The organism is Curtobacterium sp. NPDC088465 (assembly GCF_044753165.1).
Lineage (GTDB): Bacteria > Actinomycetota > Actinomycetes > Actinomycetales > Microbacteriaceae > Curtobacterium.
On record NZ_JBIVMR010000002.1, the window covers coordinates 464607 to 484950 of the forward strand.

General features: G+C 74.6%; 19 protein-coding genes. 10 read left to right on the top strand and 9 right to left on the bottom strand.

Annotated features, from left to right (window positions below):
• Positions 1–179 precede the first annotated feature (179 nt).
• The 3 genes from ACIP6W_RS09520 to ybaK form a co-directional block, all read right to left on the bottom strand.
• Positions 180–413: a hypothetical protein gene (locus ACIP6W_RS09520; RefSeq protein ID WP_400429157.1), complete on the bottom strand. Its 234-nt coding sequence runs from the start codon at positions 411–413 to the stop codon at positions 180–182.
• 715 nt (positions 414–1128) lie between these two features.
• Complete coding sequence (locus ACIP6W_RS09525; protein WP_400429159.1) at positions 1129–3732, bottom strand: ATP-dependent Clp protease ATP-binding subunit; 2604 nt, start codon at positions 3730–3732, stop codon at positions 1129–1131.
• Positions 3733–3827: 95 nt separating this feature from the next.
• Positions 3828–4313 (bottom strand): Cys-tRNA(Pro) deacylase, encoded by a 486-nt coding sequence (gene ybaK, locus ACIP6W_RS09530; protein WP_400429161.1) that lies wholly within the window; start codon positions 4311–4313, stop codon positions 3828–3830.
• Between the two features lie 67 nt (positions 4314–4380).
• On the opposite strand from ybaK, the gene ACIP6W_RS09535 reads away from it, so the two are divergent.
• Together ACIP6W_RS09535 and ACIP6W_RS09540 are read left to right on the top strand one after the other, a co-directional pair.
• Positions 4381–4683 carry a hypothetical protein gene (locus ACIP6W_RS09535; RefSeq protein WP_400429163.1) on the top strand — a complete coding sequence of 101 codons (303 nt, stop codon included), beginning with the start codon at positions 4381–4383 and terminating at the stop codon, positions 4681–4683.
• 57 nt (positions 4684–4740) lie between these two features.
• Complete coding sequence (locus ACIP6W_RS09540) at positions 4741–5478, top strand: YidC/Oxa1 family membrane protein insertase (protein WP_400429165.1); 738 nt, start codon at positions 4741–4743, stop codon at positions 5476–5478.
• Positions 5479–5507: 29 nt separating this feature from the next.
• Here the strand turns inward: ACIP6W_RS09540 and ACIP6W_RS09545 are convergent, their stop codons facing one another.
• Positions 5508–5753, bottom strand: a complete 246-nt coding sequence (locus tag ACIP6W_RS09545) for a hypothetical protein (protein WP_326496612.1) — start codon at positions 5751–5753, stop codon at positions 5508–5510.
• A gap of 109 nt (positions 5754–5862) precedes the next feature.
• On the opposite strand from ACIP6W_RS09545, the gene ACIP6W_RS09550 reads away from it, so the two are divergent.
• Together ACIP6W_RS09550 and ACIP6W_RS09555 are read left to right on the top strand one after the other, a co-directional pair.
• On the top strand, positions 5863–6771 hold the full coding sequence (locus ACIP6W_RS09550; RefSeq protein ID WP_400429167.1) for a hypothetical protein: 909 nt from the start codon (positions 5863–5865) through the stop codon (positions 6769–6771).
• 233 nt (positions 6772–7004) lie between these two features.
• On the top strand, positions 7005–8387 hold the full coding sequence (locus ACIP6W_RS09555) for an MFS transporter (protein WP_066654264.1): 1383 nt from the start codon (positions 7005–7007) through the stop codon (positions 8385–8387).
• Positions 8388–8485: 98 nt separating this feature from the next.
• Here the strand turns inward: ACIP6W_RS09555 and ACIP6W_RS09560 are convergent, their stop codons facing one another.
• From ACIP6W_RS09560 to ACIP6W_RS09580, 5 genes are all read right to left on the bottom strand, one after another.
• Positions 8486–10774 (bottom strand): carboxypeptidase regulatory-like domain-containing protein, encoded by a 2289-nt coding sequence (locus ACIP6W_RS09560; RefSeq protein WP_400429170.1) that lies wholly within the window; start codon positions 10772–10774, stop codon positions 8486–8488.
• Between the two features lie 95 nt (positions 10775–10869).
• Positions 10870–11340: an NUDIX domain-containing protein gene (locus ACIP6W_RS09565; protein WP_400429172.1), complete on the bottom strand. Its 471-nt coding sequence runs from the start codon at positions 11338–11340 to the stop codon at positions 10870–10872.
• 33 nt (positions 11341–11373) lie between these two features.
• The gene (locus tag ACIP6W_RS09570) at positions 11374–12411 is read right to left on the bottom strand and encodes an SGNH/GDSL hydrolase family protein (RefSeq protein WP_066654256.1); all 1038 of its coding nucleotides are present in this window, start codon (positions 12409–12411) and stop codon (positions 11374–11376) included.
• Between the two features lie 110 nt (positions 12412–12521).
• Positions 12522–12878 (bottom strand): PRC-barrel domain-containing protein, encoded by a 357-nt coding sequence (locus tag ACIP6W_RS09575; RefSeq protein WP_209682631.1) that lies wholly within the window; start codon positions 12876–12878, stop codon positions 12522–12524.
• A gap of 61 nt (positions 12879–12939) precedes the next feature.
• Positions 12940–13917: a glycosyltransferase family 9 protein gene (locus tag ACIP6W_RS09580; protein ID WP_400429174.1), complete on the bottom strand. Its 978-nt coding sequence runs from the start codon at positions 13915–13917 to the stop codon at positions 12940–12942.
• Positions 13918–13978: 61 nt separating this feature from the next.
• Here ACIP6W_RS09580 and ACIP6W_RS09585 point away from each other — a divergent pair, with 61 nt between their 5' ends.
• The 6 genes from ACIP6W_RS09585 to ACIP6W_RS09610 all read left to right on the top strand — a co-directional run bounded on the left by ACIP6W_RS09585 (position 13979) and on the right by ACIP6W_RS09610 (position 20277).
• Positions 13979–14530, top strand: coding sequence for a D-glycero-alpha-D-manno-heptose-1,7-bisphosphate 7-phosphatase (locus ACIP6W_RS09585; protein ID WP_400429175.1), 552 nt, complete (start codon positions 13979–13981; stop codon positions 14528–14530).
• Between the two features lie 71 nt (positions 14531–14601).
• Positions 14602–15654 carry a glycosyltransferase family 9 protein gene (locus tag ACIP6W_RS09590; protein ID WP_400429681.1) on the top strand — a complete coding sequence of 351 codons (1053 nt, stop codon included), beginning with the start codon at positions 14602–14604 and terminating at the stop codon, positions 15652–15654.
• A gap of 147 nt (positions 15655–15801) precedes the next feature.
• Positions 15802–16803: a glycosyltransferase gene (locus ACIP6W_RS09595; protein ID WP_311205391.1), complete on the top strand. Its 1002-nt coding sequence runs from the start codon at positions 15802–15804 to the stop codon at positions 16801–16803.
• Positions 16800–18206 carry a glycosyltransferase gene (locus ACIP6W_RS09600; RefSeq protein WP_400429177.1) on the top strand — a complete coding sequence of 469 codons (1407 nt, stop codon included), beginning with the start codon at positions 16800–16802 and terminating at the stop codon, positions 18204–18206. The genes ACIP6W_RS09595 and ACIP6W_RS09600 overlap by 4 nt, the downstream gene beginning before the upstream one ends.
• A complete protein-coding gene (locus ACIP6W_RS09605; protein ID WP_066654250.1) occupies positions 18203–18829 on the top strand; it encodes an SIS domain-containing protein in 627 nt (208 codons plus the stop codon). The genes ACIP6W_RS09600 and ACIP6W_RS09605 overlap by 4 nt, the downstream gene beginning before the upstream one ends.
• Positions 18826–20277 carry a PfkB family carbohydrate kinase gene (locus ACIP6W_RS09610; protein WP_400429179.1) on the top strand — a complete coding sequence of 484 codons (1452 nt, stop codon included), beginning with the start codon at positions 18826–18828 and terminating at the stop codon, positions 20275–20277. The genes ACIP6W_RS09605 and ACIP6W_RS09610 overlap by 4 nt, the downstream gene beginning before the upstream one ends.
• The last annotated feature ends 67 nt before the right edge of the window (positions 20278–20344 follow it).

A 20344-nucleotide genomic window follows, 5' to 3' on the forward strand; every position in this document is an offset into this window, starting at 1 on the left:
GACGCGGCGGGCGCCGCGTTCGTCGTGGAGCACAACGGGAAGCACCTCGCGCCATGCGATCGCATGGCGCGAGGTGCTTCTGGTTGTGCGGAGGCCGTGCGCGCGGCGCTGTCGCGGCTGCGGCTGCGGCTGCGCGCCGCCGCGTCGGCGCAGCCGGAGCGGCGGCGGGTGGCGGCGCGTCAGCGCCACATGCGCATCGCGGCGCTCTGCACGAGCAGCTCGAGCTCGCGCTCGCGCCGCTCCCGGTCGAGCCGCTGACGGGTGGCGTGGTCGACCGACGGACGCACGTGGTGCGTCCGACGACTCCAGATGATCAGCGACATGCCGATCCGGAGGGCGATGCGGTCGGCGAGCGTGACCCGGCGGCGCACCGCGCGGGTGTCAGGGGGACGGACGTCGATGTCGTTCGACACGATGGTGCCTTTCGTGGGTGCCCGAGGGCATGACGGAGAACCCGACCGCCGACCGCGTGGATGCGCCGGGAACGGGATCGCGAAGAACGCCCGGTGAATGCGGGCGAGAATGATCGGCAGGGCGCGCAGGAATGCGCGCGGCTGCATTGTCGGTGACCGATCGGGTCACCGAGTGGAATCGTCGGAGAGACGTCCGCCGCTCGCGGTCCGACCTCGATCCACCACGCCGCGCCCCCGGCTGCCGTCAGCAGGACGGGCGTCCGTCAACGGGACGGGCGTCCGTCAACGGGACGGGCGTCCGTCAGCTGGACGGGCAGCCGTGGCCTGCACGGCGTGTGTGGTGCGGCACAGCGGGGCTGTGCGACGACGATCGGGACCCCACCACCGCGTGCTCAGGGCAGCGACGAGCGGGACCTCGGTCGATCGAGGAGAACGGCTGGAGCGGGACGTCCCGCGTCAGTGCGAACGGAGCGGGGTGCCGCCGATCCCACGGATTCCACGGAACGGGTTCGTCATGGCGATCATCATTGTCGGCCCCCTCTCGGTCTCGTACAGCCGGTGATGCTCGTGAACACTATCGGCGTCGGGAATGCGAGCGCAACCCCTTTCTCGAACATTTCCGGAATTGCATCCGAGAACACACGAGGACGTCGCAGGACGCGGAACGGCCCCGGTACCGCTGGGGTACCGGGGCCGTGTCCGGGTACGGGTCGGACTAGACCGCTGCGGGATCTGACGCCCGGGCGACGAGCCGGCCGTCCTCGAGGTCGATCCGGACGGTGTCGCCGGCGTGCGCCTGCTCGTCGACCACCAGGGTCGCGATGCGGTCGTCGACCTCGCGCTGGATGAGTCGACGGAGCGGACGGGCGCCGTACTCGGGCTCGTACCCGTGCTCGGCGATCCAATCGGTCGCCGCCTCGGACACCGCCAGGGTCATCCCCTGGGTGAGGAGCCGGAGCGCGGTGTCCTGCAGCAGCAGGTCGACGATCGACCGCAGCTGCTCCCGCGACAGCTTGCGGAAGAGCACGATCTCGTCGATGCGGTTGATGAACTCGGGCCGCATCGACTCGCGCAGCCTGCCCATCACACGGGCGCGCAGGTCCTCCTCGGAGTAGCCGCCGTCCGCCGAGGCCGAGAACCCGAGCGCACCGGACCGCGATGCGAGGAACTCCGAGCCGATGTTCGACGTCATGATGACGACGGTGTTCCGGAAGTCGACCGTGCGTCCCTGTCCGTCGGTGAGGCGGCCGTCGTCGAGCACCTGCAGCAGCAGGTTGAAGACGTCCGGGTGCGCCTTCTCGACCTCGTCGAGCAGGACCACCGAGTACGGGTTGCGACGGACGCGCTCGGTGAGCTGCCCGGCCTCCTCGTGACCGACGTACCCGGGAGGGGCACCGACCAGGCGGGAGACGGTGTGCCGTTCGCCGAACTCGCTCATGTCGAACCGCAGCATGGCGGACTCGTCGCCGAAGAGCGATCCGGCCAGGGCCTTCGCGAGCTCGGTCTTGCCGACGCCCGTCGGGCCGAGGAACAGGAAGCTGCCCACGGGACGACGCGGGTCGCCCATGCCGGTCCGGCTGCGTCGGACGGCGGTCGCGATGGCGCGCACGGCGTCGTCCTGGCCGACGACGCGCTCGTGGAGTTCGTCCTCGAGCGCGGCGAGGCGCGAGCGGTCACCCTGCGAGATCCGGGTCGCCGGGATGCCGGTGGCACGCGACACGACCTCGGCGACGTCTGCCTCGGTGATCACGCGGTCGGCGGTCGACGGCCGGGAGGCACTGCTCGCGTCCCCCTGCGAGGCGGCGGTGATCTGCGCCTCCAGTCCGTCGATCTCGTCGCGCAGGCGCGACGCCTCCTCGTACAGCTCCTCGGCCACCGCGCGGTCCTTGTCGGCCTGCAGCTCCGCGACCTGGTCACGGAGCGCCTCGACGTCGACGTCGCCCGACAGGGCGAGACGGCGTCGTGCCCCGGCCTGGTCGATGAGGTCGATCGCCTTGTCCGGCAGGTGCCGGTCGGTCACGTACCGGTGCGAGAGCTCCACCGCGGCGCGCAGGGCGTCGTCGGTGTAGGTCACGTCGTGGTGCTCGGCGTAGCGCGGGGCGAGGCCGCCGAGGATCGCGACGGCATCCTCGATGCTCGGCTCCCCCACCCGGACCGGCTGGAAGCGCCGCTCGAGCGCGGCGTCCTTCTCGATGCGGCGGTACTCGCGCAGCGTCGTCGCGCCGACCAGGTGCAGGTCGCCGCGGGCCAGGCGGGGCTTGAGGATGTTGCCGGCGTCCATCGAGCCGCCCTCGCCACCGCCCCCGGCGCCGACGACGGTGTGCAGTTCGTCGATGAAGACGATCAGCTCGTCCGCGTGCGCCGCGATCTCGTCCATCGCCGTCGTCAGGCGCTCCTCGAAGTCGCCGCGGTACCGGGTGCCGGAGAGCATGCCGGCGAGGTCGAGCGCGACCACCCGCTTGCCCCGGAGCAGCGCGGGCACGTCGCCGTCGGTGATCCGCTGGGCGAGTCCCTCGACGATCGCGGTCTTGCCGACGCCGGGCTCACCGATGAGGACGGGGTTGTTCTTCGTGCGGCGGAGCAGGATCTCGACGGTCTGCTCGATCTCGTCGGCGCGGCCGATCACCGGGTCGATGCGGCCGTCGCGGGCGCGTTCGGTGAGGTCGGTGCCGAACCGGTCGAGCGTCGGGGTGTCGCTCGTCGTGCCGTTCGTGGGGTCGGCGGTGGTCTCGGTGGCTCCGGGCATCGGGCGTCCCTCTCGTGCTGCTGCCGCGGCCTGCTGGGCGTGCTCCTGCAGGTGCTGCGGGGTGACACCGGCGCTCGCGAGCAGCTGCCCGGTGACGGTGTCCTGGTCGGTGACGAGCGCGAAGAAGACGTGCTCGGGGTCGGTGTAGGTGCTGCCGAAGGCCTTGGCGGCCTGGGTCGCCTCGAGCAGGATCCGCTGTGCGGTCCCGGTCAGGGCGGGCTGCCCGGTGCGCTCGGGACGCGGGTCCGTCGGCGCGGGGAGGCGCTGCTCGACCTCGGCGGCGAACTGCTCCGGGTCGACACCGGCGGTGCGCAGGACCGCGGTGAAGGGCTCGGTGCGCACGAGCACGTGCAGGACGTGCAGCGCGTCGATCTCGTGCTGGCCCTGTGCGACGGCGTACTCGGCGGTGTGCTGGAGCACCTCGTGGGTACGTCGGCTGAGGAGCCGCGTGATGTCGACCGGGCGTCCCAGCGGGACGGATCGCTGGGCACCGGACTGCTGGGCCGCGATGAGCCGCGCGAGGAACGCGTCGAACGCGTCGTCGCCACCGGTCGGGCCGAACGTTGCTGGCAAAGGGACCTCCTGGGAACTTGAGTGCCTTCGACTCAATGCAACGCTGGAGGACCCGCTCCATTCCCGGCGGGTGAAGAAACTTGCGTCAGACCGACTCAGGTCCTCGCGATGGCCGCCGTGGAGGCGCCGGTGACGCGGACCAGGTCGGCCGGCGCGACCTCGATGTCGAACCCGCGGCGCCCGCCGGAGACGAAGATGCTCGGGTGCTCGAGCGCGGTCTCGTCGACGACCGTCCGCAGGCTGGACTTCTGTCCGACCGGACTGATCCCGCCCACCACGTACCCGGTCCGCTTCTCGGCGAGGGCAGGTTGGGCGAGCGTCGCCTTCTTGCCGCCGAGGGCAGCTGCGATGGCCTTGAGGTCCAGGCGGTTCGCGACCGGCACGACCGCCACGGCCAGCTGCCCGTCCACCGAGACGACGAGCGTCTTGAACACCTGGTCCTCACGGAGCCCCAGTGCCGCGGCGGCCTCCTCACCGAAGTTGGTCGCGGTCTCGTGGTGCTCGTAGACGTGCGGCGTGAACGGGATCCCCGCCCGCTCCAGGGCGAGGGTCGCTGGGGTGCTCGGCGATCCTGCGGTCATGCCTGCGATCCTGCCCGTCCGGGGCTGCCGGTCCTCGACGGCACGCGGGGGTTACGCTGAACGGACCATGACCGTCGTCGAACTCCTGCTGCGCGCCCTCGCGGTGCTGCAGATCGGCGATGTCGGCCTGCTCGGTCCGTCGGGTTCCCCGGCGCCCCTGCTCGCCGTCGCCGCGCTCGGCCTCGCCGCCGTCGCCGTCACGGTGCTCGTCGTCCGGCTGCTCGCGACGGCGCTCGGTGTCGATCCGGGTGCCGAGGGCTCCGAGCGGACGGGCGCAGCGGTGGAACGGCCGACCCGCATCGCGTGGAGCCACCCCGACGCCGACGGCCAGGTGCGGTCACGAGCACCGGGAGCGCTGACCCCGGCCTGACCGCCCGCGGGTGGTCGGGTCACGTCGTCACGGACCCCTCCACTCGAACGGAACGTCATGGACATCACCACCCTGCCCGTCGTCGGCGACCTGCTGCGCGCCGGCGTCGACCTGCTCACCGCGCTCACCGCAGCCCTGTCCCCCGTCGCCGGTGGCGCCGCAGCGGCGCTCGCCGTCGTGGCGCTCACCCTGGGCGTGCGCATCGTGCTCGTCCCGCTCGCCGTCCTGCAGGTCCGGGCCGAGCGCGACCGGCGTCGACTCGCCCCGCAGCTCGCCGCCCTCCGCAGGCGCCACGGTGCGGACGCGCGACGCCTCCAGGAGGCCGTCCAGCGCCTGTACACCTCCGAGCGCGTCTCCCCGCTGGCCGGGTGCCTCCCGGTGCTCGCGCAGGCTCCGGTCCTCTCGCTCGTGTACGCGCTCTTCACGCACGCGTCGGTCGCCGGTGCCGCGAACGCCCTGCTCGACGCGACACTGGTCGGGATCCCGCTCGGGCACACGCTCCTGGTGGCGCTCGCGTCGCCGCTGTGGAGCCACGCCTGGGTGGTGCTCGTGCTGCTCGTCGTGATGGCGGTGGTGGTCGAGGCGTCGCGCCGGGCCACCGTGCACTGGAACCCGACGGCGGAGCCGGTGGCCGGTACGCCCGGGGCCGGTCCCGCGGCTGCCCTGGCGCGCTGGGCGCCCTTCGCGTCGGTCGTCCTCGCCGCGGTCGTCCCGCTCGCCGCGACGCTCTACGTCGTCACGAGCGCCGCCTGGACCCTCGGGGAGCGCGCGGTGCTGCGGCGGATCGTCCGCTGAGCCGGGCAGGGGGCGCGGGGCGGCCGGTCTCAGCCGCCCTGGCCCTCCTGCTGGGGCCCCTGGTCGACGGGGTCGTACTCGGTGCCACGGCCCTGCTCCTCGTCGGGGGTGGGGACGTGCCGCTCGGTCCCGCTGCCGCCGGGGCTCGTCGCCACGTAGTCGGCCTCGCCGGACTGGGTGTCGTGGCTCAGGGGCTCGAGCGTCTCGGGATCGGCGTCGTGCCGGGTCTGGTCGTGGCCGGAGGCGTCGTGCCCGGTTCCTGCGTCGGTGCTCATGCCACCCGTCTACGCCTCGGGGACTGGACACCTCCCGCTCGGGGGGCGGACGTGCCGTCGTCCGGGTGGGAGCATGTGGGTGTCCGGTGCGTCCGGACCGGGAGTGCGCATGGCCGACGAGGACGTCACGGCGGAACGGGCACGACTCGAGGCCCTTGCGTGGGGCGCCGGGGTCGCGGCCGAGGACGCTGCGCGCGCCCGGCTCGAACTCCGTGGGCTCCGGGACGGCAGCACCGTCGCGGGTGCGACGCCGCCGGCCGGGACGACGACCGACGACGGACGTCCGGCGGACCGCACGACGAGCGCGGCCGGACGGTCGTCAGTCGCTGCGTCGACCGCTGACCGACCGACACCGGCGGCGGGGCCGATCCGGACCGGGCCCGGCTCGGCCGGTGCGTCGGCGCCCGCCGACCCGGTCGGGCCGGAGGGCGAGCAGGAACCGGCCACGGGACCGGGTGCCGTCCGCGCCGGGGGCGGGGCGGACCTCCAGGCCGGGAGGCCCGCGTGGCGGACACGGGTGAGCGGACTGCTCTGGACCGCGCGGCCGCGCGCCTGGATCGCGCTCGGCGCGGCGGCGGTCGTCGGCCTGGCGTTCGCGGCGGGCACGCTGGTGGGCACGACCGACGGGCAGCTGGCCGCCGCGCCCAGCACGACACCGACACCCGGCGCGATCACCCTCGAGGAGCTGCTGGACATCCCGCAGACCTCCGCGGACCAGCTGCCGGGCCCGGTCGAGGCGCCCGTGAGCCTCCGCACGACCCGGCTCGTGTTCACGAACCGGGCCCTGGACGGCAGCGCCTTCGAGACCCCGTGGAACGTGTGGGCCGGGGTCGGGACCGACCGCGAGACCATCTGCCTGGTGGCGACCGCGAACCGGCTCGAGTCGACCACCGCCTGCTACCCGCGTGAGGACGCCCTGCACGGGAACGTCTCGCTCTCCGCCCAGTCGATGAGCGGCACGCTCACCGTCACCCTGCGCGGCGGCGGTGTGCAGGGCACGGTGACGAACGAGAACTGATCGGGAATGCTCGTCCGAGCATCTCGTTGGAGCGCTACAAGATTCTTCGGCGACCCCCTCGCGCGATCCGGATGCTCCGTGCAACACTGGATGTGCGCACTCGCCGTGGAGTCGTCACAACCCGACCGGGTCGTTCGACCCGGACCACACCCACCGCGAGCGCGCACCGCGCACCGCCGTCACGACGGCCGGTCCGACGCGTGCTCCGGCGTTCCCCGGAGGAGGTCAGCAGCGTGTCCACCAACACCACCACCTCGGCCGTGTCGACGAGCACGCGGCCGATCACCGTCACCAACCGGTCGATCGTCGGCATCGCCGTGCTCGGGCTCGCCACCTTCTTCGCGATCACCACGGAGCTCATGCCGGTCGGGCTGCTCGGCACGATGAGCCGCGACCTCGGCGTCAGCGAGTCGACGATGGGCTTCGTCGTCACCGTCTACGCCGCAGCCGTGGCGATCCTCGCCCTCCCGCTGACGTCGCTCACCGCGCGGCTCCCCCGCAAGGCGGTCCTGGTGTCGACCCTGGTCGGCTACGCCGTCTCGAACGTGCTGGTCGCGGTCGCGCCGAGCTTCGCCGTCGTCTGCGCGGGTCGCGTCGTCGGCGGCGTCGCACACGCGCTCTTCTTCTCGGTCGCGTCGGCCTACGCGACGCGGATCGTGCCCCCGCGGCTGGCCGGACGCGCGATCGCCTTCGTCTACTCCGGCAGCTCGCTCGGCTTCGTCCTCGGCGTGCCGCTGGCCACCTGGGTCGCGCAGACGATCGGGTGGCGCCCCGCCGTCGGCTCCGTCGCGCTCGCCGCAGCCGTCCTCGCGCTGGTCGCGGTCGCGTTCCTGCCGGCGGTCAGCGGGACCGCGTCCCCGCACATCGGTTCACCCCGCGCGTGGGCCCGCACCGGACTGCTCTCCGTCGTCGTCGCCGACCTGCTGCTCTTCGCCGGGCACTACGTCGTCTACACCTACATCGGCCCGTACGCGATCGACGCCGGGCTCGACGCCGGCATGGTGAGCGGTGCGCTCCTGGTGCTCGGCGGGACCGGCATCGTCGGCCTCTGGCTCGCCGGCACCTTCGTCGACCGGGCACCGCGGCAGACGTTGATCGCCGCCGTCGCCGTGATGGCCGCCGCCTTCGCCGTGCTGCCGTTCGTGCACGGCTCGCTGTTCGGCACCATGGTGGTCGCCGGGGTCTGGATGGCGGCGAACGGCACGACCGGCACCCTCTTCATGGCCGCGGCGATCCGCACCGGTGGCGTCTCCCCCGACATCGCCGGCGCCCTCGTCAACGGCGCGTCGAACATCGGCATCGCGGGCGGGGCAGCCGTCGGCGGGCAGGCGCTCGGTGCGGTCGGCCTGCAGTACCTGCCGTTCGCCGGCGCCGTCGTGCTGATCGGCTCGCTCGGCGTCGTGCTCGCGGCGCGCCGCGGCTTCCCGGTGCACACGCACGCGCAGGAGCACCTGTCCACGACGTCGGTCGAGGCGATCACGTCCTCGCTCGCGGTCGTCACCAGCTCGGTGCCGGTCGTCAGCCGTGCGATCGCCACCATCACCGGGTCGATCGGCGTCGCCACCGGCACGGTGTCGACCGCGACGGGATCCGTGCGGACGCAGCGGCGGCGCTGAGCCCGGGACACGGGAGCGGGGCGGGCCGACCGGTGTCGACCCGCCCCGCTCCCGTCTCCCGGAGCCCGGAGCCCCGAGCCCGACGGCCGGGTGTGCGGTCAGTCCTGCGGGACCGACCGTCGACGACGTGCCGCGCGGACCGACAGCAACCCGCCGCCGGTCAGGAGCAGCAGCGCTGCGACGGCGACCGCGGCGGTGACGTCGGCTCCGGTGAAGGCCAGTCCGCCACCGGTCGGGCCACCACCGTCGCCCGTGCCGGTACCGCCCGCGACGGGTGCCGCGCTCGGGGTCGGGCCGTCGGTCGGCTGCGGCGTCACCGTCGGGGTGGGCTCCGGCGTGACGGCGACCTCGGCGAGGACGAGGCGCACGGGCTCCGGCGTGCCGCCGACCGCGGCGGTCGTGACCACCACCGGGTCCGACTGCTCGGGGCCGGTCCCGGCCGTGATCGTGTACTCGGTCAGCGGGCGGAGCCCCTCGAGCACGAAGGTGCCGTCGTCGCCGGTGGTCGTGCTGACCGGCTCGCCGTCGTCGTCACCGGTCAGCGTCGCCACGACCGGGACGGCCGCGGCGGGGGCGCCGTCCGCGTCGCTGACCGTGCCCGGCTGGTCGACCGTCGGCAGGGGCAGGACGAAGTCGACGGCGTCGGCGGCGGTCCCCGTGGCGGGCGTCGTGACCGTCCGGACGGGGGCCCCCTCGACGCTCACGGCGTACTCCGTCGACGGCGTCAACCCGGCGAGCGAGTACCCGCCGTCGGCGGTCGTCTCGACCGTGACCACGGCACCCGAACCGGCCTCGACCGGCCGTGCGGTGACGGTCGTGTCCACGACGGGCGTGCCGTCCTCGTAGCGGACGGAACCGGCCTGCCCGACCGTGACCGCCACCGGCGTCGTGAACGGGAAGTCCGCTCGGACCGTGCCGTCGGCGGTGACCTCGACCGTCAGCTCGGTCGGCTCCGGAGCACCGGCGACCGCGGCCTCGGTACGGACGGTGTAGGTGCCGGGCCGGAGCGCCAGACCGTACGTGCCGTCGGCGTCCGTCTCGACGGTGGCCACCACGCCACCGCCCTGCAGGACCTCCACGAGCGCGGGTGCGGCGGGGGCGCCGCCGTCGAGCGTCACGCGGCCCGTGATCGTCCCCACGCTGATCGGCAGGACGATCGGGTCGAGCGCAGCCACCGGGGCACGGTCGGCACCGGTCGAGCCCGACACCGGCGGGGCACCGCTCACCGTCGCGACGACCGCAGTGCCGGCCGGCAGGCCGACGGCACGCCAGCGCCCGTCCGCGTCCGTGACGACGGTGGCGAGGGGCAGCCCCGAGGTGTCCGTGACGGTCACCTCGGCGTCGGCGACGGGGCGGCCGTCGGCGTCGACCACCGAGCCGTCGAGGTCGACGGTCCCCGGGACCGTGCTGAGGACGAAGTCGGCGTCCGTGACGTCGGTCCGGAGGTCGACCACCGCGGGAGCGCGGTCGACCGCCGCGTTGTCCGGGGTCGCGATCGACACCCGGTACCCGTCGGCCTGGGTGAGCGCGGGGAACGCGTACGCACCGTCGGCACCGGTGGTCGTCGTGTACTCGGTGCCGTTCGGAGCGGTCACGGTGACGAGCGTGTCCACCAGTGGTTCGCCGTCGAGTGCCGCAGTGCCGGAGAGGGACGAGGTCCGGTTCGCGAACCAGGTCTGGTAGACGGGGAGGCCACTGCGTTGCTGGTAGGCGATGGTCAGCGTCGCGAGCGACGCCGTCGGTGTGAACCATGCGCTCGCGCCGGCGGTGTCGTTCGCGGCGTCGTTGCCCCGCAGCACCCCCGTGGCCGGGTCCCAGGACGGCAGGTCCTGACCCGCCGCCACGCCTCCGGGATCGCGCGGGCAGCTCCACCCGCCGGGCGAGACGGTCGAGCACGAGTTGTACGAACCCGCGTAGCCGAGCTGGTCCACGGTGGCTGGGGTGCCGTCCGCGAGGGTCGCCGAGATCGTCGCCTGGTCGGCGTCGACGTCGCCCAGGACGAAGGACCAACCGCCGGCCCCTGGCGTCCCACCGTCGAACGTCCAGGTCGTGACGGCAGGGCTCCGCGCGTCGTCCGCCGCCGGCCGCTGGTTGAGGTACGTCGCACCGCGACTGGTGCCGTAGACCGTGCCGGGCGGCGTCGACGCCCCCTGCCACGTCGATGCGCCGGAGACGACCGTGGCCTGCCGGGAGGTGGACGTGAAGGTGGTGTCCGGGAACCCCGGGAGCGCGATCGAGCCGGTGTACGCACGACTCGTGCCGTCCACCGTGACGGTGGCCCAGTTCCCCGTGGTCGCGGCCGTCGCGCTCGTGACGCCGCTCACCGCCAGTCCTGCCCCGAGTGCGACGGCGATGACGCCGGCGATGACGGAGCGCCATCTGCGCATGTGTGCTCCCCTGTGTCGGCGCCGACGAATACCCGACGCTTGCTCAGGCTATCCGGGCAGCGCGGACGAGGGACAGCCCCGGTGCGGGTCGCGGGTCACCGGCCCTCCAGGACCGCGAGCAGCCGGTCGAGCGCGACGACCTGGCCGGACACGAGCACCCCGCGCGCCTCCTCGACGCCGAACCAGCGGGCGTCGTCGACCTCGGGGACCGCGACGAACCGACCGGAACCGCGCGGGAGCTCGACCTGCACCGTGTTGCTCAGCACCTCGTCGACCTTGAAGTCGTCGGCCCGTGCCGCGAAGACCCGGACGCGCTTCCCGGAGGCCTGGCGGACCTCGCCGAGGTCGAGCACGGGTCCCGTCGGTGCGGGGACCCCGATCTCCTCGGCGAACTCGCGGCGCGCGGTGTCGAGTGCGTCCTCACCGTCCTCGACGAGCCCCTTCGGGATCGACCACGCGCGCGGGCGTCGACGCCAGAACGGTCCGCCCATGTGCGCGACGAAGACCTCCGGGGTGCCGTCCACGGGCGACCGACGGTGCAGCAGGAGTCCGGCGCTGGTGACCACCGATCGACCCTACGACGAGCGGCCGTGCACGGCTCAGTCCGCGAGCCGGCGGAGCTCCGAGGCCACCTGCCCGGTCAACCACGCCACCCCGCGCCCGTTCGGGTGCAGGGCCCCGGGCACCATGTCGATGCGGCTCAGGTCGCCCGCCCCGGAGAGCGAGACGCCCGCGACGTACGGGTCGTCGGTCGCGCAGGCCGAGTGCGCCTGCGACCGGGCGAACACGTCGACGAACGGGACGCCGGCCGCCTCGGCAGCGGACGCCGAGACCTCGTCGAGCGACTCCTGGACCCCGTGCAGGTACCGGACGTCGCCGTCGGTGAACGGGTAGGTGTCCCGCGGGAAGGACCCCACGAGCGAGCCGAGGTCGAGCGCCGAGCGGAAGCACCCCCGCGCCGGCGTGTGGGCCGCGTCCGGGAAGATCGCCGGGTAGCCGAGGAAGACCACGACCGCGTTCGGCGCGGCCCGGCGGACCGCGGCGAGCGTGTCCGCGATCCCGAGCGCGACCCGGGACCGGATGCGCACGTCGAGGTCGTCCACCCCGTCGTGCACGAGGGTGCTGCGGCACGACGGGGCGTCCCGACCGGAGAACACCGGGCCGCGGGAGGACAGCGCCAGGCAGGATGCGGCGGTGCCGAACAGGTCGGCGTCGTTGCCGCCGATCGTCAGCGTGACCAGCCGGGTGTCCTCGGACAGTGCCCGGACCTGGGGCGGCACCCCGCGGAACTGGTACCCCGACACGACGTCACGACTGGTCGCCCCCGCGCACGTCACGTCGGTCAGGTCGAGTCCGAAGCGCGCCGCGAGCCGGTGGGGGTAGTCGCGCGCCGACTGCGCGCAGGCGCTCGTCGGCAGCCGGGTCGGGTCGCCCAGGCCGTAGCCGGCCGAGTAGGAGTCGCCGAGTGCGACGTACTCGCTGCCCGGCGGCAGGTCGGCGAGCGTCTCGGCCGGGTCGTCCGTCACCGGGTACGGCTCCGGGACCGGCCACATCGGCGCCGCGACGGCGCCGTCGGTCGGTGCGACCGCGACCGGGCCCGACGGCGCGACGACGACCGCGGCGAGGACCGCGAGCACGAGGGCGACGGCGGTCGACCGCTTCGAGCGGGTGGTGCGCTGCAGGGGGTCCTCCGGGTGGACGCGACGACGGGACGGGCAAGGCTACCTGCCCGTCCCGGGTGCCGGTGTCAGCGACGACCCAGGCGCCGTTCCCCGTTGCTGCCGGTCTGGTACTGCAGGCCGTAGTGCTCGTACAGCACGGGTTCGGTCGAGGCCTCGAGCTCACCGTCGGTCGGGATGGTCGGGGCGTCCTTGACGAGCTTCTTCGGGAACGTCACGAGCAGGTGCTTCGGCGCCACCGTCGCACCGACGAGCGGGACGAAGAGCAGCTTCTGGAACCCGGGCAGCCCGGTGGTGACGGCGCCGAAGGCGGGATCGGACGTCGCGGTGTCGTAGTAGATGCTCTCGAGCGTGCCGATCTTGTCCTCGGTCTCGTCGACGACGGGCAGGCCGATCCAGTCACGGATGTTGGCGGCTTCGAACACGGGGCGCTCCCTTCGAGCAGGACAGGTACGCCTCGACGCTACCGACGACCCCTCGGCGGGTTCACGGCGAAGTGGCGGGGGCGACCGGGAGCGAGTCGACGGCGGCGAGCACGTCGTCCACGCCGACGGCCAGGAGCGCCGGGTCCGGGTCCTCCGCGAACACGTCCCCGCGGCGCACGGACGCGTCGGTGAGCACGACGTGCGGACCGGAGGCGGGCGGTCCCCAGGCCTCGGGCGGCGCCGGTCCGAACACCACGACGGACGGGATCCCGTAGGCGGACGCGAGGTGGGCCGCCCCCGTGTCGACGGTCACGACGAGCGCTGCCGATGCGATGACGCCGGCGAAGGCCTGCAGCTCCAGCGCGCCCGCGAGGACCGCCTCCGGCGGCAACCCGGCCGACTGCGCGACGGCGGTGGCGCGCTCGACGTCGTCCGCGCCTCCCGTCAGGACCACGTCGAGGCCGCGCTCGCGGAGCCCCCGCACCACGGCTGCGAAGCGGTCGGTCGGCCAGTGCCGCGCACCGTGGAAGGCACCGATGTGCACGACCGCGGCACCCGGCGCGGCGGACGGGGCGGCCGGGCGGGCGATGGCGACCTCGTCGGGGTCGGCGGGGATGCCGTGCCAGGTGAGCAGGTCCGCCCAGCGCTCCCGCTCGTGGACGTCGTCCGGCCACTCCGGGCCCTCGTACCCGTGGGTCGGGTCGGCGTGGCCGATCACCCGCCGGGCACCGAGTGCGGCGACGAGGTCGGACGACTCCGGCCCGGCACCGTGCAGGTTGACCGCGACGTCGACCGCTCCGGCGGGGGCGGCGATCGGGTGGTCGAGCCCGTGCTGCGCGAGGTGCACGTCGACGGGCAGCAGCTCGACGACCGGGGCGAGCCACGCGGTCGTCGCCAGGGTGACCCGGTGGCCGGGGAACGCCCGGCGGAGCGCGTGCAGTGCGGGGACGGCGACGAGCGCGTCCCCGAGCTTGATGGCGCGCAGGACGAGCAGGTCGGGGCGTCCGTCGGACGGGGGCAGGGCGGGGACGGCGGTCACGGTCCGACGGTATCCGGCCGCGCCTGGGCCGGTTCCCGGCCGGCGGACGGTACCAAGGAGCATGGCTCTCGCGAAGGACCGCGCCGTCCGCGGTCTGCTCTTCGACCGTGACGACACCCTCGTCGTCGACGTCCCGTACAACGCCGACCCCCACAAGGTCGTCCCCGTGCCCGGCGCCCACCGCGCGGTCGAGCGCGCTCGGACCGCCGGTCTGCGCGTCGGGGTCGTGACGAACCAGTCGGCGATCGCGAAGGGCCTGGCGACCCGCGAGCAGGTCGACGCGACGAACGCCCGCGTGGACGAGCTGGTCGGCCCGTTCGACGTCTGGTGCGTCTGCCCGCACGACGCCGGCGACGGGTGTGCGTGCCGCAAGCCGCGTCCGGGGATGGTGCTCGACGCCGCGCGACGGCTCGGGCTCGACCCGTCCGAGATCGTGGTGGTCGGGGACATCGGCGCCGACGTCGGTGCGGCGGCGGCGGCGGGTGCGCAGGGCGTGCTGGTGCCGACGCCGCGGACGCGCGCCGAGGAGGTCGAGGCGGCGGAGACCGTCGCCGGCTCCCTCGACGACGCCGTCTCCCTCGTGCTGGCCCGGGTCCCGGCGGCCCGGGCGTGAGCCGCGCCGAGCAGCGCGGTCCCGAGGGTGCGGAGTCGACCACGGCCGACGAGCGGACCGGTCCGCGCGTCCTGGTCGTCCGGCTCGACTCGTTCGGCGACGTCCTGGTGGCCGGCCCCGCCGTGCGCGCCGTCGCCGCGGGGGCCGCGCACGTCACGATGCTCTGCGGCCCGCAGGGCTCCCCGGCCGCGGACCTGCTGCCCGGGGTCGACCGGGTGCGGGTCTGGGCAGCGCCCTGGGTGACCGAGACCGCGCGGCCGATCGACGACGCGCTGCTCGGCGAGTTCCGTGCGCTCGTCACCGAGGAACAGCCCGACGAGGCCGTCGTGCTCACCTCGTTCCACCAGTCGCCCCTGCCGGTCGCCCTGCTGCTCCGCCTGGCCGGGGTGCCCCGGGTCTCCGGCGCCTCGGTCGACCACCCCGGGTCGCTGCTCGACGTGCGGCTCCGCCCGGGCGAGGACCTGCCGGAGGACCTCCCGGAGCCGGAGCGCGCCCTCCGCATCGCCGAGGCCGCCGGGTTCGCCCTGCCGCCGGGTGACGACGGGAGGCTCGTGGTGCGGCACGACGCCGTCGCACCACCCGAGGTGGCGGCCCTGGACCGCTACGTGGTCGTCCACCCCGGCGCGAGCGTCCCGGCGCGCTCCTGGCCGGAGGAGCACCACCGTGACCTCGTCGCGGCCTACGCCGAGCGCGGGATCCCCGTGGTCGTCACGGGCAGCCCCGGCGAGCGGGCGCTCACGGCCGCCGTCGCGGGCGACACCGCGGTCGACCTCGGCGGTCGGACGTCGCCCGCCGAGCTCGCCGCGGTCCTCGCCGGCGCCGAGGTCGTCGTCGTCGGCAACACCGGTCCGGCACACCTCGCCGCCGCGGTGGGGGCGCGCATCGTCAGCCTGTTCTCGCCGGTGGTGCCGGCGGTGAAGTGGGCCCCGTACGCACCCGAGGTGGAACTGCTCGGCGACCAGACCGCCGCCTGCCGCCTGAGCCGTGCCCGGGAGTGCCCGGTCCCGGGCCACCCGTGCCTGTCCGGAGTGCGCGTGCAGGACGTCCTCGACGCACACGGACGCCTGCTGGCGCGCGGCACCGGACCCGGCGCCGTCGCGGACGGCAGTGCGCTCAGCGGATGAAGCAGGAGAAGCTGCGAGGAGGACCAGCAGTGCTCCCGTAGCGTGCGCCACTGCTCCTCCTGCTCCTCTTCCCGGCACCCGCGCAGCGCGCGCGAGCGCCGGCGGGGCAGCTGTCCGGAGGGGCACCGAACCGTCGAAAGGCCCTGCATGCGGATCCTCGTGTGGCACGTGCACGGCGGCTGGATGGACGCCTTCGTCCGCGGCCCCCACGAGTACCTCATCCCCACCACACCGGCCCGCGACGGCTGGGGGCTCGGGCGGGGCGGCCGCGACTGGCCGGCGAACGCGATCGAGATCGACCCGGCCGACCTCGCCGACGCCGAGGTCGACGTGGTCGTCCTGCAGCGCACCGAGGAGCTCGAGGAGGCCCGTCGCCTGCTCCGCGGCCGCGAGGTCCCCGTGGTCTTCGTCGAGCACAACGCCCCGCGCGTCGACGTCCCGAGCAGCCTGCACCCGATGCGAGACCGCGACGACCTGGTGATCGCGCACGTCACGCACTGGAACGCCCTCATGTGGGACTGCGGCACGACCCGCACGACGGTGGTCGAGCACGGCGTCGTCGACCCGGGCCCGCTCTACACCGGCGCACTCGAGCGCTTCGGTGTCGTCATCAACGAACCGGTCCGCCGCGGCCGTGTGGTCGGCACGGACCTGCTCCCCCGCTTCGCCGAGGTCGCACCCGTCGACCTCTGGGGCATGGGCACCGACCGGCTCCCCGAACTCGGGTTCGGCGACCGAGTCGTCGCCCTCGGCGACGTCCCCGCAGACCCCATGCACGCAGCCCTCGCGCAACGACGCGCGTACGTGCACCCGAACCGCTGGACGTCGCTCGGCCTGTCGCTGATCGAGTCGATGCACATGGCGATGCCGGTCCTCGTGCTCGCGACGACCGACGCACCACGGACCGTGCCCGCCGAGGCCGGCGCGATCGCGACCGACGTCGACGAGCTGGTCCGTGCCTCCAGGACGCTCCTGGAGGACCCCGAGGAGGCCCGTCGCCGCGGTGCCGTCGCCCGAGAGGCCGCGCTCGAGCGGCACGCGCTCGGCCGGTACCTGGCGGACTGGGACGACCTCCTCGACGACGCCGTCGCGCGTGGTGCGCGACGCGGACGCGCGGCGGACGCCGCGCTGGAAGGGAGCCTCCGATGAAGATCGCGATGGTGTCCGAGCACGCGAGCCCGCTCGCGGTGCTCGGCGGAGTCGACGCCGGTGGACAGAACGTGCACGTCGCCGAGCTGTCCGCGGCCCTCGCGGACCGCGGCCACCAGGTGACCGTGTACACGCGGCGCGACGACGCCGACCAGCCCGTCCGCGTGCTGCTGCGCCCGGGCGTCGAGGTCGTGCAGGTCGACGCCGGGCCCGCCCGCCACGTCCCGAAGGACGACCTGTTCCCGTTCATGGACACGTTCGCCTCGGTGCTCGCGGCGGAGTGGTTCGTCGACCGCCCCGACGTGGTGCACGGGCACTTCTGGATGTCCGGGTACGCCGCGCTCGAGGCCGTCAAGCAGGTCCACGCCCGCACCGGTGGCGTCCGGATCCCGGTCGTGCAGACCTTCCACGCGCTGGGCGTCGTGAAGCGTCGCCACCAGGGCACCGCCGACACGAGCCCCGCGGAGCGCGAGTGGATCGAGCCCGCCGTGGGCCGGAGCGTCGACCAGGTCGTCGCGACGTGCTCCGACGAGGCCTTCGAGCTCAAGACCCTCGGCGTGCCGCTGCACGCCATCTCCGTGGTGCCGTGCGGTGTGGACACCGAGCTCTTCCGGCCCGACGGCCCCGTCGAGGAGCGTGGGCGCCCCTTCCGGGTGCTCACCGCGTCGCGCCTGGTGCGCCGGAAGGGTGTCGGCACGACCATCGCCGCGCTCGCGAAGCTGCTCGACGAGGGCCGCGAGGCCGAGCTCGTGGTGGTCGGCGGAGCCGGCACGGCCGGAGCCGACCTCGCCGACGACCCGGAGTACCAGCGCCTCGACGCCCTGGCCCGTTCGCTCGGGGTGCGCGAGCACGTGACCTTCCGCGGCCAGCTCGGGCAGCACGACATGCCCGCCGTCTACCGCAGCGCCGACGTCGTCGTGTGCGCCCCCTGGTACGAGCCCTTCGGCATCGTGCCGCTCGAGGCCATGGCGTGCGGTCGTGCCGTCGTCGCGTCGAGCGTCGGCGGACTCATCGACACCGTCGTGGAGGACGCCACCGGCCTGCACGTCCCGCCCCGCGACGAGGAGGCCGTGGCCGCCGCCGTGGGCGCGCTGCTCGACGACCGCGAGCGGCGCGACGCGTACGGACGCGCGGGACGCGAGCGCGCCGAGTCCCGGTACACCTGGCACAAGGTCGCCGCCGAGAGCGAGCGCGTGTACGAGCGCCTCGTCGCCGGCGCCGCGAACGGCCTCGCCGCGCCCGCCGTCGCGGCGACCGGGACCGACACGGCACCCGTGTCGAACGACCCCGTCGGGATCACCCCCGCCACGACCATCCCGGGCGCCCGTCCCGGACGCGCCGGACGGACCGCCCGCCCGACGCCCGCGGTGCTGCCGCACCCGACGGAGAGGACCGCACGATGACCATCGAGCAGCAGACCGGCACGCGTGAGCCGGAGACCGAGAGCGCCAGCGTCCGGACCGTCGTCGACCACATCGCCGCGTCGGTGCCCGTGATCGCCTCGCTCGTCGACCACAAGGACCACATCGCGGCGTGGGCGGACGACATCGCCGCGCGGCTCGTCGCGGGCCGTCGGCTGCTCGCCGCGGGCAACGGCGGCTCGGCGGCGGAGGCCCAGCACCTCACCTCCGAGCTGACCGGCCGCTTCGACGGGGACCGTCCGGCGTACTCGGCGATCTCCCTGCACGCCGAGAGCTCCGCCGTCACCGCGATCGGGAACGACTACGGCTACGACCAGGTCTTCGCCCGCCAGGTGACGGCGCACGCGCGCGCCGGTGACGTCGTCGTGCTGCTGAGCACGAGCGGCAAGAGCCCGAACCTGCTCCGCGCGGCCGAGGCCGCTCGGGCCGTCGGTGCACGCTCGATCGCGATGACCGGCCCCGGGCCGAACCCGCTCGCCGACGCGGTCGACGACGCGATCCGCATCGAGGGCCCCTCGGCCAACGTGCAGGAGGCGCAGCTCGTCCTCGTGCACGCCCTCTGCCGTGCGATGGAGCCGGCCCTCCGCCGCGGCGGCCGCCGGTGAGCGGCACGGAGCGCACCGCCAGCGCGACGCCGGGCTCCGGCGACGGCACCCGGCGTCGCATCGTCGTCGTCGGCGACACCCTGCTCGACGTCGACGTCTCGGGCACGAGCGAACGGCTCAGCCCGGACGCCCCCGTCCCGGTCGTCGACGTCCGGACCGACGACCGTCGTGCCGGTGGCGCCGGCCTGGTCGCCTCGATGCTCGTACGCGACGGCCACGACGTGACGCTCGTCACCGTGCTGAGCGACGACGATCGTGCCGACGAGATCCGCGCCCTGCTGCCCGACGTGCACGTCGTCGCCGGTCCGTCCGGTGCGCCGACCCCGGTGAAGACCCGCGTCCGCGTGGTCGACCACGCGCTCGTCCGCATCGACGAGGGGTGCGCCACCCCGCCCGTCCCCGGCACGACCGCCGAGATGACCGCGGCGCTCGAGGGCGCCGACGCGATCGTCGTCGCCGACTACGGCCGTGGCGTCGCGGCCGCCGACGGGCTCCGTACCGCCCTCGCCGCCGTGGCCCGCACGACGCCCGTGGTCTGGGACCCGCACCCGAAGGGTGCCTCCCCCGTCGCGGGCACCGCGGTCGTGACCCCGAACACCAGCGAGGCCCGGCGCTTCACCGACCTGTCCGGCGAGGGCGTGCCCTTCGCCACGGACGCCGCGGCCGAGCTCGTCCGGACCTGGGACGTCGACGCCGTCGCCGTCACGATGGGCGACCGCGGCGCACTCGTCGCCTCGCGTCGCAGCGGGGACGGCACCCGGCCGGCCGCGCTGGACAGCCGGTTCGTCCCGGCCCCGTCCGTCACCGCCGGCGACCCGTGCGGCGCCGGTGACCGCCTCGCCGCGGGCGTCGCCATCGCCCTCGCCGAGGGTGCTGACGTCGCCGAGGCCGTCGCCGCGGGCGTGCTCGCTGCCTCGGAGTACCTCGCGGCCGGCGGCGTGACCGCGTTGTTCGCCGACGACGGCCCGGCCCCGGTGCCCGTCCCCGGCGTGGACCGCGACGCGCTGCGCGTCGTGCACGACGTCCGCAGCGCCGGTGGGACCGTCGTCGCCACCGGCGGCTGCTTCGACCTGCTCCACGCCGGGCACGCCCGCACGCTCTCCGCAGCGCGGGCGCTCGGCGACTGCCTGGTGGTCTGCCTCAACTCGGACGACTCGGTGCGCGCCCTCAAGGGGCCGGAGCGCCCGATCATGACGCAGGACGACCGGGTCGAGCTGCTGCTCGCGCTCGACTGCGTCGACGCCGTGGTCGTCTTCGACGAGCACACCCCGGACGAGGCCCTCCGCCGCTTCCGCCCGGACGTCTGGGCGAAGGGCGGCGACTACGCCGCGAGCGAGCTCCCCGAGGCAGCCACACTCGCCGAGTGGGGCGGTCGGGTCGTCACCGTCCCGTTCCACCCCGGTCGGTCCACCACGCGGCTCGCCGCGGCACTCGCCGCGGTCCGCTGAGGACCCACCCCGACCACACGTCGGACGGGAGGCACGGCGCACCGCCGCCACGGGCCTCCCGTCCGTC

Bases quoted from the DNA above. Each gene is read 5' to 3' on its own strand.
- ACIP6W_RS09535 (WP_400429163.1), top strand. From the start codon at position 4,381: ATGACCGTCGTCGAACTCCTGCTGCGCGCCCTCGCGGTGCTGCAGATC.
- ACIP6W_RS09605 (WP_066654250.1), top strand. From the start codon at position 18,203: ATGACCATCGAGCAGCAGACCGGCACGCGTGAGCCGGAGACCGAGAGC.
- ACIP6W_RS09540 (WP_400429165.1), top strand. From the start codon at position 4,741: ATGGACATCACCACCCTGCCCGTCGTCGGCGACCTGCTGCGCGCCGGC.
- ACIP6W_RS09545 (WP_326496612.1), bottom strand. From the start codon at position 5,753: ATGAGCACCGACGCAGGAACCGGGCACGACGCCTCCGGCCACGACCAG.
- ACIP6W_RS09595 (WP_311205391.1), top strand. From the start codon at position 15,802: ATGCGGATCCTCGTGTGGCACGTGCACGGCGGCTGGATGGACGCCTTC.
- ACIP6W_RS09550 (WP_400429167.1), top strand. From the start codon at position 5,863: ATGGCCGACGAGGACGTCACGGCGGAACGGGCACGACTCGAGGCCCTT.
- ACIP6W_RS09600 (WP_400429177.1), top strand. From the start codon at position 16,800: ATGAAGATCGCGATGGTGTCCGAGCACGCGAGCCCGCTCGCGGTGCTC.
- ybaK (WP_400429161.1), bottom strand. From the start codon at position 4,313: ATGACCGCAGGATCGCCGAGCACCCCAGCGACCCTCGCCCTGGAGCGG.
- ACIP6W_RS09560 (WP_400429170.1), bottom strand. From the start codon at position 10,774: ATGCGCAGATGGCGCTCCGTCATCGCCGGCGTCATCGCCGTCGCACTC.
- ACIP6W_RS09585 (WP_400429175.1), top strand. From the start codon at position 13,979: ATGGCTCTCGCGAAGGACCGCGCCGTCCGCGGTCTGCTCTTCGACCGT.